The organism is Virgibacillus alimentarius, from assembly GCF_017874635.1.
Taxonomy (GTDB): Bacteria; Bacillota; Bacilli; order Bacillales; family Amphibacillaceae; genus Virgibacillus_B; species Virgibacillus_B alimentarius.
The window spans coordinates 38,282-53,652 of sequence record NZ_JAGIKX010000021.1 but is presented as its reverse complement, the minus strand read 5'-3'; the positions used below and the strand labels follow the sequence as shown (position 1 = coordinate 53,652).

16 protein-coding genes are annotated in these 15,371 nt (G+C 40.3%); 1 reads left to right on the top strand and 15 read right to left on the bottom strand.

What is annotated here, in order from left to right; genetic code table 11:
• Positions 1-89 precede the first annotated feature (89 nt).
• From J2Z81_RS10840 to J2Z81_RS16235, 14 genes are all read right to left on the bottom strand, one after another.
• Positions 90-509: an ROK family protein gene (locus J2Z81_RS10840; protein ID WP_226371337.1), complete on the bottom strand. Its 420-nt coding sequence runs from the start codon at positions 507-509 to the stop codon at positions 90-92.
• Positions 510-555: 46 nt separating this feature from the next.
• Positions 556-1,410 (bottom strand): MBL fold metallo-hydrolase, encoded by an 855-nt coding sequence (locus J2Z81_RS10835; protein WP_226371336.1) that lies wholly within the window; start codon positions 1,408-1,410, stop codon positions 556-558.
• Positions 1,400-2,818, bottom strand: a complete 1,419-nt coding sequence (gene nhaC, locus J2Z81_RS10830; protein ID WP_226371335.1) for a Na+/H+ antiporter NhaC — start codon at positions 2,816-2,818, stop codon at positions 1,400-1,402. The genes J2Z81_RS10835 and nhaC overlap by 11 nt, the downstream gene beginning before the upstream one ends.
• A gap of 362 nt (positions 2,819-3,180) precedes the next feature.
• A complete protein-coding gene (locus tag J2Z81_RS10825) occupies positions 3,181-3,564 on the bottom strand; it encodes a 5-carboxymethyl-2-hydroxymuconate Delta-isomerase (RefSeq protein WP_029266691.1) in 384 nt (127 codons plus the stop codon).
• A 26-nt stretch (positions 3,565-3,590) separates the two neighbouring features.
• Positions 3,591-4,349, bottom strand: coding sequence for a fumarylacetoacetate hydrolase family protein (locus J2Z81_RS10820; protein WP_226371334.1), 759 nt, complete (start codon positions 4,347-4,349; stop codon positions 3,591-3,593).
• The gene (locus J2Z81_RS10815; protein ID WP_226371333.1) at positions 4,346-5,134 is read right to left on the bottom strand and encodes a fumarylacetoacetate hydrolase family protein; all 789 of its coding nucleotides are present in this window, start codon (positions 5,132-5,134) and stop codon (positions 4,346-4,348) included. Before J2Z81_RS10815 ends, J2Z81_RS10820 begins: the two co-directional genes overlap by 4 nt.
• A gap of 99 nt (positions 5,135-5,233) precedes the next feature.
• Complete coding sequence (locus J2Z81_RS10810) at positions 5,234-5,707, bottom strand: flavin reductase family protein (RefSeq protein WP_029266697.1); 474 nt, start codon at positions 5,705-5,707, stop codon at positions 5,234-5,236.
• A 24-nt stretch (positions 5,708-5,731) separates the two neighbouring features.
• Positions 5,732-6,553: an FAD synthetase family protein gene (locus tag J2Z81_RS10805; RefSeq protein ID WP_051681367.1), complete on the bottom strand. Its 822-nt coding sequence runs from the start codon at positions 6,551-6,553 to the stop codon at positions 5,732-5,734.
• 245 nt (positions 6,554-6,798) lie between these two features.
• Positions 6,799-7,794 (bottom strand): 3,4-dihydroxyphenylacetate 2,3-dioxygenase, encoded by a 996-nt coding sequence (gene hpaD / locus J2Z81_RS10800; RefSeq protein ID WP_029266701.1) that lies wholly within the window; start codon positions 7,792-7,794, stop codon positions 6,799-6,801.
• 13 nt (positions 7,795-7,807) lie between these two features.
• A complete protein-coding gene (gene hpaB, locus J2Z81_RS10795) occupies positions 7,808-9,283 on the bottom strand; it encodes a 4-hydroxyphenylacetate 3-monooxygenase, oxygenase component (RefSeq protein WP_029266703.1) in 1,476 nt (491 codons plus the stop codon).
• 28 nt (positions 9,284-9,311) lie between these two features.
• Positions 9,312-10,826, bottom strand: a complete 1,515-nt coding sequence (gene hpaE, locus J2Z81_RS10790) for a 5-carboxymethyl-2-hydroxymuconate semialdehyde dehydrogenase (protein ID WP_390337536.1) — start codon at positions 10,824-10,826, stop codon at positions 9,312-9,314.
• A gap of 53 nt (positions 10,827-10,879) precedes the next feature.
• Entirely contained in the window at positions 10,880-11,815 is a 936-nt protein-coding gene (hpaI, locus tag J2Z81_RS10785) for a 2,4-dihydroxyhept-2-ene-1,7-dioic acid aldolase (protein WP_029266707.1), read from the bottom strand.
• Positions 11,816-11,939: 124 nt separating this feature from the next.
• Positions 11,940-13,532: a sodium:solute symporter family protein gene (locus tag J2Z81_RS10780; RefSeq protein ID WP_029266709.1), complete on the bottom strand. Its 1,593-nt coding sequence runs from the start codon at positions 13,530-13,532 to the stop codon at positions 11,940-11,942.
• Entirely contained in the window at positions 13,529-13,639 is a 111-nt protein-coding gene (locus J2Z81_RS16235) for a symporter small accessory protein (protein ID WP_324234489.1), read from the bottom strand. The genes J2Z81_RS10780 and J2Z81_RS16235 overlap by 4 nt, the downstream gene beginning before the upstream one ends.
• Positions 13,640-13,897: 258 nt before the next feature.
• Here J2Z81_RS16235 and J2Z81_RS10775 point away from each other — a divergent pair, with 258 nt between their 5' ends.
• On the top strand, positions 13,898-14,800 hold the full coding sequence (locus J2Z81_RS10775; protein ID WP_226371332.1) for a LysR family transcriptional regulator: 903 nt from the start codon (positions 13,898-13,900) through the stop codon (positions 14,798-14,800).
• Between the two features lie 24 nt (positions 14,801-14,824).
• Here the strand turns inward: J2Z81_RS10775 and J2Z81_RS10770 are convergent, their stop codons facing one another.
• Positions 14,825-15,343, bottom strand: coding sequence for an acyl-CoA thioesterase (locus tag J2Z81_RS10770; protein ID WP_029266713.1), 519 nt, complete (start codon positions 15,341-15,343; stop codon positions 14,825-14,827).
• Positions 15,344-15,371: the final 28 nt, after the last annotated feature.

Genomic DNA, 15,371 nt, shown 5'->3' with positions numbered 1-15,371 from the left:
CAATGGACACCCTTGCTTTCAGCTAACAGTTCCTACTGCCAAGCCTGTAGTGGACTTTCACCACCAAGTTATAGCCCATGCTGGGCGCACTAAAATAAGTCGAAGCGATGATACATCGGTCCGCCTAGGATAACTAAATCAGGCTGCAAAAGCGCAAAAATATTAGAAACAGCTATTCCAGTATGATAACCAAAATCTTTTAAAATAGTGGTGCATAATGCATCATCTTTTTCAACTGCTAAACAAATGGAATCAAAATCAATATCTTCCGGGTTTTCCACATGTTCCATCAGAAGGGAGGAATGGCCACATTTTATCTTTTCTATAACCTCACTCTTTAGAGCTAGAATGGTTGAATACGTGTGAACACACCCATCACTACCACAAACACATCTTCTACCATTTGTATTCACAACCATATGGCCATTCCCATATTTCCCGTGCCGATCAGCAGCACCCTGGAATAAATCATGATTCGTAACGACACCAAGACGAATACCTACCCTCAAATAGCCGATTTACTTTGTAGCTAAGTGGGGCTGTTTCTATTCATTCTTATAAGTGAATCTCCTGACCTTCCTCCAAAATGAAAAATCCATTTGCTTCTACTTCTTCTTGATACCTCTGGTCGGTGCCAATCACTGGATTCGTATGATTAAAATGAGTGAAATAAATATTACATGTGTCTTTGTATGGTTCAAACTTTTCCATCGACTTTGTCATGAGCGGATGCGGAATATCTTTATAGGATCTGCCAATCCACTCAAGCTCTACGGTGGAATAAAATGTTCCATCAATAATACAGTAATCGATATCCTTCATTCGTTGACCTAAGTCTTGCTCCCATTCCTCCCAGCTATCAATATCAGGTATATACAGCAGACTTTTTTGTTTACCTTGAATCATAAAACCAAACGTTTCAGAGAATTCATTTCGATGCGGAACAGATAGCGGAATAATACATGCTCCTTCAGGGAATGAAATTGCTTTTTGATTCTCTATTAATTTGAGCTTTATGTTATTAAAATCGATTAATTGTTTCCAAGGATAATGGCTTGATAGAAAATGATTCATTTCCCCCCCTGCCATGACAGGCATTTCCTTTGTTGAAATTGCTTCTTTTCCTAGGAACATCAAACCAGGGTAGTGACCGATATGTGCATGTGTAAGCAGTATCCCATCCATCATCTGCTTCCACCCCATGTCACTTTGAACATGTTGAAGCTGCTGCTTAAAATCAGGTGAAGGGTCAATCATATACCACTTATTTTCTGTTTCAAAATGAATGGAAAGTGAAGCAGCAGAACGTTGGTATTTTTTATCCTTTTTTGCTGCTTCACAATGGTCACAAAAACAATTGGGATGAGGTATACCTGCATCCTGTGCTGTTCCTAATACTTTAATAAACATTGCGAGCCATCCCCTCTTTCTTTTCATAATTTGTAGCCGGGATACGCTTGATTGCAAAACCGGTATACCCATAGACAATATTGATAAGCGGCACCAGAAACGCAAAAAAGATAAATGGAATGAATTCAGTTGCTGGTACACCAAATACCCCTGCTGCAAACACAGCTGGAACTCCCCACGGCACCAAATTTATCCCGACTGTCCCAGCAGCTTCAACACTTCTTGATAGATTTAATGGGGAAAGTGCAAAATTTTTATAGGACTTAAGAAAGCCTCTTGCAGGTAAAATGATTGCCAAAAACTGGGCTCCACTTGCAAAAGCAACTACAAAAGTGGATAGAACCGTAGAAAGAATGAGCGACCCCGTTGAATGAACTCTTGCTACGATCGTATTTACAATCACTTTGAACACTCCGGTTGATTCTAGGACTCCACCAAGAGCAGTTGCAATAATAATTAAGCCGATTGTGTTAAGCATCGAATTAATTCCACCTCTTGATAACAAAGAGTCAATTGCTTCAATACCGCTTTCTGCTTGATATCCTGCTGTCATTGCTTGGACCACTTGCGTAATATTGCTTCCCTGTACAAGGATTGCTGTTATACCTCCTATGACTGCAATGAGTACAAGAGAAGGTATTGCCGGGTACTGTTTCAGCATTAAAAAAAAGGTGAAAACCGGAATAGCAAATAGGAGTGGATGAATGACAAATAACGCATCTAAACCTTGCATCATTTCATTGATTTCACTGACACTTGCTGTTGATGTTGCGTAATTCAGCCCCACAATCCAATATAATAACAGTGAGATTACAAAAGCTGGGATCGTATCCCAGAGCATGTAGCGAACGTGTGCAAATAGATCCTCACCCACCATTGCTGGAGCAACATTTGTAGTGTCTGACAAAGGAGATAATTTATCACCAAAAAAGGCTCCCGAAATAACCGCACCTGCTACGAGTGGCAGCGGAAAATCCATCCCCTGTCCAATGGCAATAAAAGCCAGCCCGACTGTAGCGATTGAGGTGAAAGAACTGCCCAGTACAAGTGCAACAATACCAGTAATAAAACAAACGAGCGGTACAAAAAAATTAGGATTAATCATTGCGAGTCCGTAGTAGATAAGTGTAGGGATAACCCCACTTAAAATCCAGGTTCCAATGATGGTTCCAATAATAAATAATATAAATACTGCTGGAAGTGCCTTAGAAACACCATCCGATAAAGCCCCTTGCAAATCGCGCCATTGGTACCCTAGTATTTTTCCTATCAAAGATGCCGCAGCAATACCACTAATTAAGGGAATAAACATCCCTGCGTCCCAGACAAAGATGGACATAGCCGCAGCACCTATTAAAATGACTAACGGAACAAGTGCAAGGCCAATATTTGGTTCTTTTCCATTCATCTATTCTCACACTCCTTGATCATGTCCCCCAAATCTTTTATAATTTTGATTTTTAAGACGATTAATGATGAAAGTATAGCGAAAAGCATACCTAACGTCAATATCGTGACGATCGAAAAATGCGTTATATTAATCTTCCAAGAAAAATTGAAGACCCCGCGTAAAGTGGTTTTTCTTCCGAGGAGGGTGAAGCCGTGCCTGCGGAAAGCAGCCACCTGTAGTGGAAGGCAACGAAGTTCCCATCCATATCGAGAATTATTTCATTTATAAAAAAAGTCAGGCAGTCCATCGAAAGATGAACTATCTGACCATTTTTACATTTGCTGGGGTTTTGCCCCAGCCCCATTTTCTCAATTATCCCATTACTTTTTATACCGGGTATGAATATTATTTAATTTATATGTCGGTGCCTGAAACTCATATAATTCCATGGATAATGCCAAGGATCGCTTTTCATATGTTTCAGCAAAATGCTCTTTCATTGCATGAAAAAGAGCATCACAGACCTTCTTTTTATCTTCTTCTGAACGCCCCTTCCCAAGTTTAAGTGTAGCATGTACAAATGCATCATCTTCCGCTCCATCTGCAACAAGATAATCGGTTAGTTCAATTGCCCGGGAGCGCAGTCCTCCAATTGGAATAATATCACGATGGGAAAGGAGTGATTGATTCATCTTTTTGAGTAGTTCAGGGATATTTGCTTCTTGTTTAATATTATCCGTATATTCAATATAAAAGTGTGGCATTTTATTCCCTCCTGTCCTAACCTTTCCTATGCCTGATTAAAAGCAGATTCTCCTACAATGGTGCTAACCAGTTGACCAATGCCTTCGACCTCCGTAATCACTTCATCGCCTACAGCTGTATCTACGGAACCTTTTGGGGTACCCGTTAGTATAAGGTCACCCGGGCTTAGCGTCATAAATCCGCTTAAATATTCAATTAAGTCTGGGATACTAAATACCATATCTTTTGTTGTGCCTTCCTGAACAACTTTTCCGTTAATCGTAGTCCGCAGCGTTAGATTCATTGGATCTTTAATATCCTCTTTATCAACGAACCATGGACCTATCGGTGTGCAACTATCCCGATTTTTTGCACGTAAGTTTGGGCGATAATAGTTTTCCAGATAATCGCGAATCACATAATCATTCGCAATCGTATAACCGGATACATAGTCATATGCATCCTCTTTTTTGACATGACGAGCCGTCTTACCAATGACAACAACAAGTTCACACTCATAATGCATGTAGGTTGCATCACTAGGGCGATAGGTTTGTCCACGATGCCCGATAAATGTGTTTGGTCCCTTTAAAAATACGAGCGGTTCTTTTGGAGCAGAAAAAGACAACTCTTTTGCGTGATCCGCATAATTCAATCCTAGCGTAAATACTGTGCGAGGCTCTACCGGCGAAAGCCAAGTGACATCCGTCTCTTCTACAATGCGTCCATCCAATAGCTTAACTTTGCCATCTTGCTCAACAACGTCATGAATTAATCCGTCAAATGCGACACGACCGTGCTTCATATGATATCTCCTCCTACTACATCGTTCTCTTTTTTAATTGTATTTTTCAGTGTTCCTACACCTTCCATTTCAATTTTTACAACATCGTTTTCTTTGGCAAGCGGTGCATTTTCGGGCACACCAACGAGTAATACATCTCCAGCATATAATGTCATAAACTCCGTTACATCTGCCATTAAAGTTCCAATCGAACGAATTAAATGCTTTGTATTGTTTTCTTGCTTCAGTTCATCATTAATAAAGACACGGATATTTAATGCATCTGGATCCGTAATTGCTTCGCGCTCCATCACCCAAGGGCCCATTGGACAAAATCCATCGCGTGCTTTTTCCTTTACTGCCGGACGATGCACACTCTCATGTGGAATGCTGACATCATTTACCACGGTGAATCCTTTCATGTACTCTAACGCTTCATCTGCTTTTACCTGCTTTGCTGTTTTTCCAATAACAAGGCCTAGTGCAGCTCCCATTTGAAGTTCTGAAACACCTTCTGGAAGTGGTATTGCAGCACCATGACTTGCAAAAGTGTTCTTTGGCTTGATATATAGTACTGGTTTTTTTGGTGGCGCTTTATAAGGTTTCTCATGCATCTGACTCTCAAATGCTTTATACGCACCTTGATAATTCAATAATGTTCCATAAACAGTACCAGATACGGGAACATCAAACGATAGTTCATTTACTTGAAGATTTCTTTGATTTATCTCGACTGTATTCTCCTGATTAACCCTTGCTTCCTGCAGCTGACTTACCCCACGTAATTTCATTATTACATTGCTCATGTAACATCACTCCTCTTCTCTTTCTGTACGCTTGCACTTTTTCAGAAAAACAGACCAGTTCATCACTGGTCTAACGCCTTAATCGATTATCTTATTTGATTAAGCATATTCTACCGGGGCATAGTTACCATATTTTCCTTGATAAAATGTTAGTGGGTTGCCATCTCTTAGGCTAATTTCAAATACTTTACCAATAAATAGCGTATGATCCCCCACAACATGTGAATCGTGTACATCACAAACAACAGTTGCCAATGCATCACGAACAATTGGCACATTGTGAACGAGGTCAAAATCAATGCCATCTTCTTTTTTCTTCTGACCCGCAAAATGCATCGAAATGTCCTGTTGCTCTTCGCCTAGAATACTCACTGCAAATTGTCCGGAGCTCTTTATCTTCTCCAGCATATTTGCTTTATTATCGATGGAAATAGTGATCAACTTTGGATCTAGGGATACCGACATGAATGCATTCGCTGTCATCCCATGTACGTCTTCTCCAACTTTTGTTGTAATCACCGTAACACCTGTTGCAAATTTCCCCATTGTGTTTCGAAAGACTCGATCATCCATGATAACGCTCCTCCTTATTTTAATTTAAACAGAAACCACACTTGCCGCTGACACTTTACTGAGAAATAAAATCGACAATTCCTCACCATGTAACGCTTGTAATCCCGGAGCAACGATTTCATTATCCTTTTCTGCGTATCGGTGAAACTCCCCTTGAACAGTTCTTCTTCCGTCCGATATTTTGACAAAATAGATACCTGCTTTTGGTAAAATGTAACTTCCAAGTGTGCGTACGTTTTGACTTCCAGTTTGATGTTTTTTTCCTGTCTCTACTTTTACTTGATAATTTGCACCTAAATAGAAAGGAATCCTATCAACTTCCCCGTCTCCTATTAATCTTCTTAATAGGGTCGAACTTATCTTTTCGTTCCGGTAGGTTTTTTTCGGTATAACGGATAATCCAAACGATTGCTTTTTTGACTGTTTGCGAAGAAGCAGTGTATCTCCCTCGGCCTTAAAGCCAAACGTAAAGTCAAAACCAACAACGACATGTTTTGTATGTGTATTAATAATATAATCGTTTATAAAGTCAGCTGGTGGAAGGGATGCAAAAGCTTTATCAAACGTCATGACAAATAACTTATCTACTCCTAGCGCCCTCATCTTCTCTATCTTTTGAGGCAGTGGTGTAATATATTTTCGGTTTTTATCTCCTTTAATTACTTCATCCGGATGTGGACTGAACGTCAGCGCTGTAAATAGAACATTATTTTTTTCAGCAAGCGACTTTGCATGATTCAATAATTCCTGATGTCCTAAATGAACACCATCGAAAAAACCGATTGCCATCACATGGGCTTCTTTATTGAATTGCTCGCTTGCCTGTGTGATATGAATTACTTCCATTCGCTCTTCCTCCCACTTCGCTGTTTTAATTATGCTTTGGCATAGGCGCACCCCATACGTCGCTACTCGGGTGGCCATGCGCTTTTGATTCGTCTAGCGCATGGCCACCAGCGACTAGTGAGGCTTCCTTCTCCTCCGTACGATAAGGTCAACATCGGTTCGCTCCCGCTCACCGTGTTTCCTTTATCTCCTGCGGCTCAGTCCACCCCATACGTCGCTACTCGGATGGCCATGCGCTTTTGATTCTACATGACAAAGTCTGGTTTTCTTTTTTCTAGTTTTGCTTCTTCGGTTGTTACTTTCTCTCCTGATGTCACATCAAGGAATTCCATTGCTTCTTCAAACCAGCTGTCAGGTGCTTCGTGGCCCCAGAACGTGGCACGTTGCGGGTCATCTAGATCCCAGCGGACTGGTTCAAAGTCAGGATCGCCTGTGAAATAATCCCCAGTATAAAGCTCAACTCGGTGCCCATCTGGATCGCGTAAATACAAGAAAAATGCATTGGATAAACCGTGACGGCCTGGTCCTCTTTCAATATTTTTTGCATAACCCATCGATGCGAGTACATCACATGTATCAATAACACTCATTGGGTCACTTAGCCAAAATCCTGTATGATGCAGGCGTGGCCCTTTTCCATTCATATATGCGACATCGTGCACAGCTGGTTTGCGGTGCAGCCAAGCTGCCCAAATTCGCTCATCCATTTTAGCTGTTGTTGTATATTCAGAGCATCTGAATCCTAGCTTATCGATATAAAAGTCATAGGCTTTCTGAACGTCAGGCACCATACAGTTGAAATGATCAATGCGCTGCATACGTGCGCCTTTATAGAGATCAAAACGTTGTAGAAGACGTTCTACCCGATCCATTTTGCAGAAGAACTCAACTGGGATACCGGAGATATCCTTCACGCGAAGCGCACGTCCGATAGCGCGCTGACTTCCTGCCTCCACCCATTTCGTTGGTAGCCCTTTACCTGCAAAAAACGTTTCCAATTTATCCAGATCTTCTTCACATGAAACTTTATAACTGATTACTTCAACACCCGGTTTGTCTGCCTTTTTCAAAACATAGCAATGATGACCTTGATCTTCTAATCCTCTTAGATAAATATGGTTGTCATCTGCTTCTGTTTCAATAAATCCTAAAGCATGCACATAAAAATCTCTGGATGCTTCTAAGTCAGTCACACGAACAATCGCTCTTGCAGTACGAATAATATTAAAGCCTCTTTCCATTGAATTTCCCCCCTTAAGCTTTTATCAGACCTGGTTTAGATACATTTTGGCGTTTTAAGAAATCGCGCACCATTTCTTTGTATGGCTCTTTATCATATTTATCAAAATAAGCCATTCCCATTTTAATTGGGTCACCGAAGAAGTAGTACTCATAATGTGTTTGACGATTTCCAAATGCACTCATTGTTAAATCCCAAGCTAAGCGGAATATTTGAACACGCTCATAACCTTCCACATTTTTACCTTGCATTGCTCGATGCAAAATCGGTCCAATTTCTTCATGATTGAAATCAGCATGTGTTGGAATTCCCATCAATCCGGAAGCTCCAAGAATACGTACAATTTCTGCTAAACGAGGGTACGTGCGCGGATACCAATTTCTTGCAGCATCAAGTGCATTAAAATCTGGTGTCATCATTCCCCATTTATCTAATTTTGCGTTATGCTCTGCTCGATACATATGCGACTTCATTGTTTCAAGCGCTAACATAATTTCAGTTCCTTTGTCTTTCACATGCTGGAAACCATCGATACCAATTGAATCCATTAATGTTAAGACAACACCTAATACAAATTCTGTTTTTGCAACGTTTTTTGCGATCACTTGATGTGCCATATGAGCTACCGCATTTGTTTCACCAAATGCACGGTTACAAATCGAGGAGTTTTCACATACAAATACGCGATCCCAAGGTACAAGCACATTATCAAAGGAGACAATCGTATCTCCTTCTTCAAAATTTGCACTTAGTGGATGGTCAAATTTATTTTCACTATGAACAAACGCTTCACGAGATAGATACTTCAAACCTGGCGTGTTATTAGGCAGTGCAAATGCAAGAGAGTATGGATCATCTTTCACATCTGCTTTTACAACGGTTGATGGGAATACGAGAATCTCATCTGTAATGCCGCCTTGTGTTGCAAGTAAGCGAATACCATCAACGATGATACCTTCGTCTGTTTTCTTCACAAGATGAAGTGCCATGTTCGCATCCTTTTGTTCTGCTTGGATTTTCGCACGGTTCACTTGTGGGTGAATCAACGTATGCGTTAAACTTAAATCATTTTCACGTGCATATTCATAATATTTCCTTGCATTTTCAGCAAACATTGGGTCACCTTCTGCAAAAAACTCACTTGCAGTCCCCATTGCCATCACATCTGCGTTTAAATAATCAGGTGAACGTCCCATTAATCCGCCGGTGAAATGCTGCCATTCCATAATTGCTTCGCGTCTTTCAATTAAATCATCAATGGTTTTCGGTGCCATAAATGATTTACCTACTTTATCTCCTGTTATCGGAGAGGTGTAAAGCATCTTCTCCGGCTTCTCATGCTGTAGATCATACAGATTCGCCATTGACTGAATGGCCCCTTTAAATGCCGGGTGTTCTGTAACATCATCCACACGTTCTCCGTGTATATAGACGTTATTATTCGCTTTTTTCAAACGGTCAATATATTGCTGCCCTGTTTTCGCTCCCATATTTGTTCCTCCTCAAAGTTGTAAAAATTTATTTCTTTCCAAACTGTGGTATATGATGATCCTGCAATGCCACGTGGATGACTTGGGTTTCTGTATAGAAGTCAAATGCATAGTGTCCGCCTTCTCTTCCAATACCACTTGCTTTCGATCCGCCAAATGGAATACGCAAGTCGCGAACGTTTTGCGCATTGATCCAGAACATGCCGGAGTCAACTGCTTGTGCGATGCGGTGCGCGCGCTGAATGTCCTTCGTCCAGACAAATCCCGCAAGTCCGTAGTCAATATCATTGGCCAGATCAATGACTTCCTCTTCTTCCTTAAAGGTCATCACAGAAAGTACCGGACCAAAAATTTCTTGTTGTGCAACTGTTTTATCATTCGTTACGTTTAGAAGTAGTGTTGGCGGGATAAAATTACCGCGTTTATGCTCTTCTGCAACATTTCCACTAATAACTTCTGCACCTTCTTCTTTGGCAATTTCCAAGTAGCGTTTCACATTATTAAAATGTTTTGTATGAATCAGTGGGCCAACTTGGGTTGCTTCATCCATTGGATCGCCAACAACAATATTTTGAACGCGTTCTTTCAATGCATCGACAAATTGATCGTAAATATTTTCGTGCAAGAATAAGCGAGAGTTCGCTGTGCAACGCTCCCCGTTAAAGGAGAAAATCCCCCATGTACAAGCATCTAAAGCACGATCGAAATCGGCATCATCAAATACAATGATTGGTGATTTTCCACCCAGTTCCATGGACGTACGCTTTAAAGTATCTGCACCGTTTTTCGTGATTTCAGATCCAGTTGTTGTTTCACCAGTAAATGAAATCAGCTTTACGTCAGGATGTGCGACAAGAGAAGCACCTGCTGTTTCACCGTAGCCATGAACAACATTAAATACTCCTTCTGGAAGACCCGCTTCGTCAATAATCTCTGCGAGTCGATTTGCTGTAACTGGAGACCATTCAGCTGGCTTTAGAACGACTGTATTTCCTGTCGCAAGAGCCGGCGCAATTTTCCATGTCTCTAGCATAAATGGTGCGTTCCAAGGTGTAATCAGACCTGCAACACCTAGTGGCTTATGAATGGTATAGTTAATAAATTGATCATCTACTTGATAAGCCTCGCCAACCATCCGAGACGCAACCATCTCTGCATAGAAACGGAAGTTATTTGCTGCACGGGAAACCATTTTTTTCGTTTGGCTAATCGGAAGACCCGTATCATACGATTCGAGCGGAGCAATCTCATCAATATGCTTATCAATCACGTCCGCAATTTTGCGAATATAGCTGAGACGCTCTGCTTGCTTCATCTTTCCCCAAGGGCCTTTGAAAGCTTTGTCTGCAACTTCAACTGCTTTATCTATATCTGCCTTATCCCCTTCTGCTACTTGGTTAATCACTTCATTTGTAAACGGATTCAAATTATCAAATGTTTTACCTGATGCTGCATCTACAAATTCACCGTTAATATATAATTGAATGTCTTTGACTTCTTTATCAATAATCGCTTGTTGTTTTTCTTCTAATTTTTGACTCACTTATGAACACTCCTTTAACATTCTACTTGAGTCTGATAGTGATTTCGTTCGTATTAGTTCTTAACAGCGTCTTTTATTTCATCTTCGGCATAATAACCTTTAAGAACTTCACGGATCTCATCCTGCAATTCTTTTGTTGGAACATCCATTGGCATACGAAGTGTTGGATTGATTTTACCAAGAATTCCAAGTGCTGCTTTCGCTGGTGCAGGGTTTGTATCTTTAAATAGAACATCATTCAGTGGCATTAATTCATAGTGTAAATCCTGTGCACGTTTGAGATCGCCTTCATTCCATGCATCATGCATTTCTGCTACTTTTGCCGGTGCTACGTTTGATGTTGCACTGATGGATCCTGCCCCTCCAATTGCAAGCATCGGGTAGCATAGTAGTTCGATACCTGAATATAATAGGAAATCGCGGCCGCAATTTAATAGAACGCGGTTCACATGTTCGAAGTCTTTATTGGATTCTTTCACTCCAATGATGTTTGGACAATCTTGATTCAACTTCGCAAGCGTTTCCACTTCTAGGTTTCTTGCAGTTCTTCCTGGAATGTTATAAACAATAATCGGAATATCATTTGCATCTGCTACCGTTTTATAATGTTTATACAATGCAGCTTGGTTTGGTTTATTGTAATAAGGAACGATGACAAGTGCCGCATCTGCGCCAATTTCAATAGCTTTTTTCGTTAAGTACATTGTTTCTTGATGATTGGTAGAACCTGTTCCTGGAACAAATGGTACTCGGCCGTCAATTGCCTTATACGCCGCTTCCATTACCTGCACGCGTTCTTCCACACTTAAAGAACTTGGCTCTCCACTTGTACCTGTTACGGAAATGGCGTGACTTCCACTTTTAATCTGCCAATCGATGAGTTCCGTGAATTTATCAAAATCAATCGATTCATCTTCTTTAAATGGTGTAATGACCGGTGCAATCGATGCCCCTCGTAACTTTTGTTTTACTTCTTCAATTTTCGACATAATTTGTCAACACTCCTCCGAATTAATTTTTTGAATTATTCTTATAGTTCAAATCATAGCATGATTTAAATTATATTAAAAATATCTATTTTATTATAAAAGTATATAAAATAAATATACTTTTTTATTTAGCTATTTCTTGCTGATTTGCAGCTTTGACCGAATGACCTTGCTTTTTATAGGTCCATAAGCTAATGACAACAAATACAATTGCTGAAAGCGGCAACGCATACATAATCGGATCAATATGTGTCACTGGGTATCCAAGTAATGCTCCTTTCCCAAATAAGGCCTCGGAAATCCCAAATGCTGCAGATTCTTTTTCATGGAAAAAGAGAAACCCGATAATGCTAACTGCAAAACCTGTAACTACACTAGCATTAGCGCCTGCACGTGAGCCTTTCTCCCAAAAAAGTGCTCCAATTAAAACTGGCAGAAAACCGGCAGCGCAAATACCAAACCAAAATGAAGTTGCTTGAGCAATTACTCCACCTGGGAGAATATACGCTAGAATAACTGCAGCCACTACACCAATAATAACGCCAAAACGCACTAAACTAATCTTCCCTCCAAAAACGGAAGTAATTCCCAACGTTTTAAATATATCTTCACTAAAAGATGTAGCCTGCACATGCATTAAAGAACTGATGGTAGAGATAACAGCTGATAACGCAGTTAATGTAAATAAATAAACAAACCAATCAGGCATCATTTCATTGATCAAGATTGGAACAACCAAGTCAACATTGCCGCCAGCGACAGTTAAAGCCAGTTCACCACGCGTATCTTGAAAAATAATATTACTAAGTGGTCCAATCATGTAGATGGCACCTGTCATAAAGAAAATAAAGATACCGCCAACCAAAACAGATCGATTTAAATCCTTAGCGCTTTTAACAGTCATCGAACGCATCGCTAATTGCGGTTGTGCTAATACACCGATACCTACCCCCATAATCAGGGTACTTACAAGTGTCCACCACATAGGAGAACCTAGCGCTGGCATGGAAGTCCAGCCACGATGCCCTTGTTCAACTAAATCTTCAGGGACTAGATCTTTCATATTACTTAGTGCAGTATGTCCCGCTGTAATACCACCTACCGCTTGATATGTCACAACTAAAAATAAAATCATCATCGAGAGCATTACCAAGGCCGCAAAAGCATCTGAATACATAACAGCCTTTAACCCACCGCTGATGACATAGAAACCAACAAATATCGCCAAAATAAATAAACTCATATTATAATTAAAACCCAATGTTTCTTGTAGAAATCTCCCCCCGCCTACAAGGACAATACTTGTATATGCAGGCATAAACACAAAAATCATGATTCCTGAAAACACTGTAATAAATTTTGATTCATATCTTGCACCTAGCAAAGATGGAAGGGTGAAAACATTTAGCTTCACAGAAAGCTTCCGAATCCTTTTCCCAAATACAGCAAAAGCAACAAATATCCCTAAAGCAATGTTTAAAAAAGCTAGCCATAATAAACCAAAACCATTCATCGCTGAAACCCCACCAAAACCGATCAGTGATGAAGAACTAATAAACGTCGCTCCGTAGGATAGCGCCATTACAATCGGATTCACATTCCCCCCTGCAATTAAATAATCCGCTTCTGTCCTCGTTTTTTTATATCCATAATAGGCTAGCCCTGACAGAATAAGAATATATCCAGCGAGAATCGGTATTAATACTGACAGATTCATTCAGAATCACTTCCTCCCTTATTCCAAGTAAAAATTCCATACAGGACACAGCCAACTGCAGATAGAACAGTTGCAAGCCAAGCCAGTGCAACAACATAATCCTCCATCCCTAGCACGAAAATTACCTCCTTGTATTGACTAGCTAAGTATGTCTTGGTTTTTGACAATTCCAATAATAAACGTCATAATATACAGGAAGCGCTTACACTTATGCTTTTTTAAACAAAAGTTGATCTATCTTTTGTATACTTTAACGAATTATTGGAATTTTCCCTATTGAAAATTTTATCACAATGTTATATCATTTATGAAATATTTATTTTGTTTGATAAGTATATAATAAAAGTATAGAAGGAGAAACAAAGATGGATATTCGACAATTACGTTATTTCTATACGATCGCTAATGAAGGGCAAATAACACGTGCTGCCAAAAGACTTCATATGGCTCAGCCTCCATTAAGCCAATCATTGAAAGCGCTTGAATCTGAACTGGGAGTTACCTTGTTGGAGCGTAATGGAAGAAAAATGGAGCTGACAGAGGCAGGCATGGTATTGTATAAAAAAACAGAAGGCATTTTCCAACACTTTGATGAGACAATAACAGAGGTAAAAGAAACCGGGGAAGGATTAAGGGGGAAACTGTCCATCGGTTGTGTAAAATCCTGTTTTTCTTACGTCCCTCCTCGAATGCATCTTTTCTTAAAAAAATACCCAAAAGTTACTTTTGAGTTAAGAGAAGGAGATTCCTACCGCCTTGCTGAATTATTAAACGACCGGCATATTGACTTGGCAATTGTAAGGTTGCCGCTGGAAATGAAAGCGTTCTCCCACTTTTTGCTTCCGGATGAAGAGTATGTTGCCGTTCTTCCAAAGCAGTGGGGAAATGGTACTTCAGGTAAAAGCATCTCCATTACGGATTTAGCTGATATACCATTATTACTGTTACACCGAATCAGCGGTGTTGGACAATATGAAATAGTAATCAATAAATTTGAAAAGTACGGCTTAACCCCAAACGTGGTATGTGAATGCCCCGATGCCGATATGTTACTGGAACTCGTGAATGAAGGAATCGGGGCAACTGTTATTCCGGAATCCGCTCTTTCCAGATTACACTTGCAAGAAGCGAAGGTAATGCAGATTAAAGAAGCAGAGCTTATTTCAAGGTCAGCTGTCATCTGGGCAAAAGATCGATATCTTTCAAAGAGTGCCACTCGTTTTATCGAATTGTTCCAATCAAAAGAACATACGTTGCAGCTTCACTGAAAAAACCCATTCGTCCATGATTGCTTATTTGACATTCCAAGGATAGTCACTGCCAAACAAGGCTGCCATTTCCTTGGATTGTTCTTTTCTTTCATTTCTCCGTTTGGCACGGGTTGATGCACCTTCATGCAAATACTTTTGTTGCTCTGTTTCAGGAAGAATAGGAGGAACGACTGTAGGTTTCCCCTGCTCATCCAAGGCAACAAATGTTAAAAATGCAGTGGCACACACTTTTCGTTCACCTGTTATTAAGTCTTCAGTTACAGCTTTCACAAACACTTCCATCGATGTATGATGTGTCCACGTTACAAATGCCTCAACGCAAATCGAGTCCCCTTCTTTCACTGGAGCTAAAAAATCAACAGAATCTGTAGATGCTGTAACTACTACTTGCCTGGCATGGCGTACTGCGGCAATGGCTGCAACATCATCAATATGAGCCATCAATTTTCCGCCAAATAATGTGTGATGCGCATTCGTATCAGGCGGGAGAACATGAGACGTTTTAACAGTTAATGAATCAATACACTTTTTTGCTTCCATCCTTACATCCCTCCGTTAGCTTTATTGG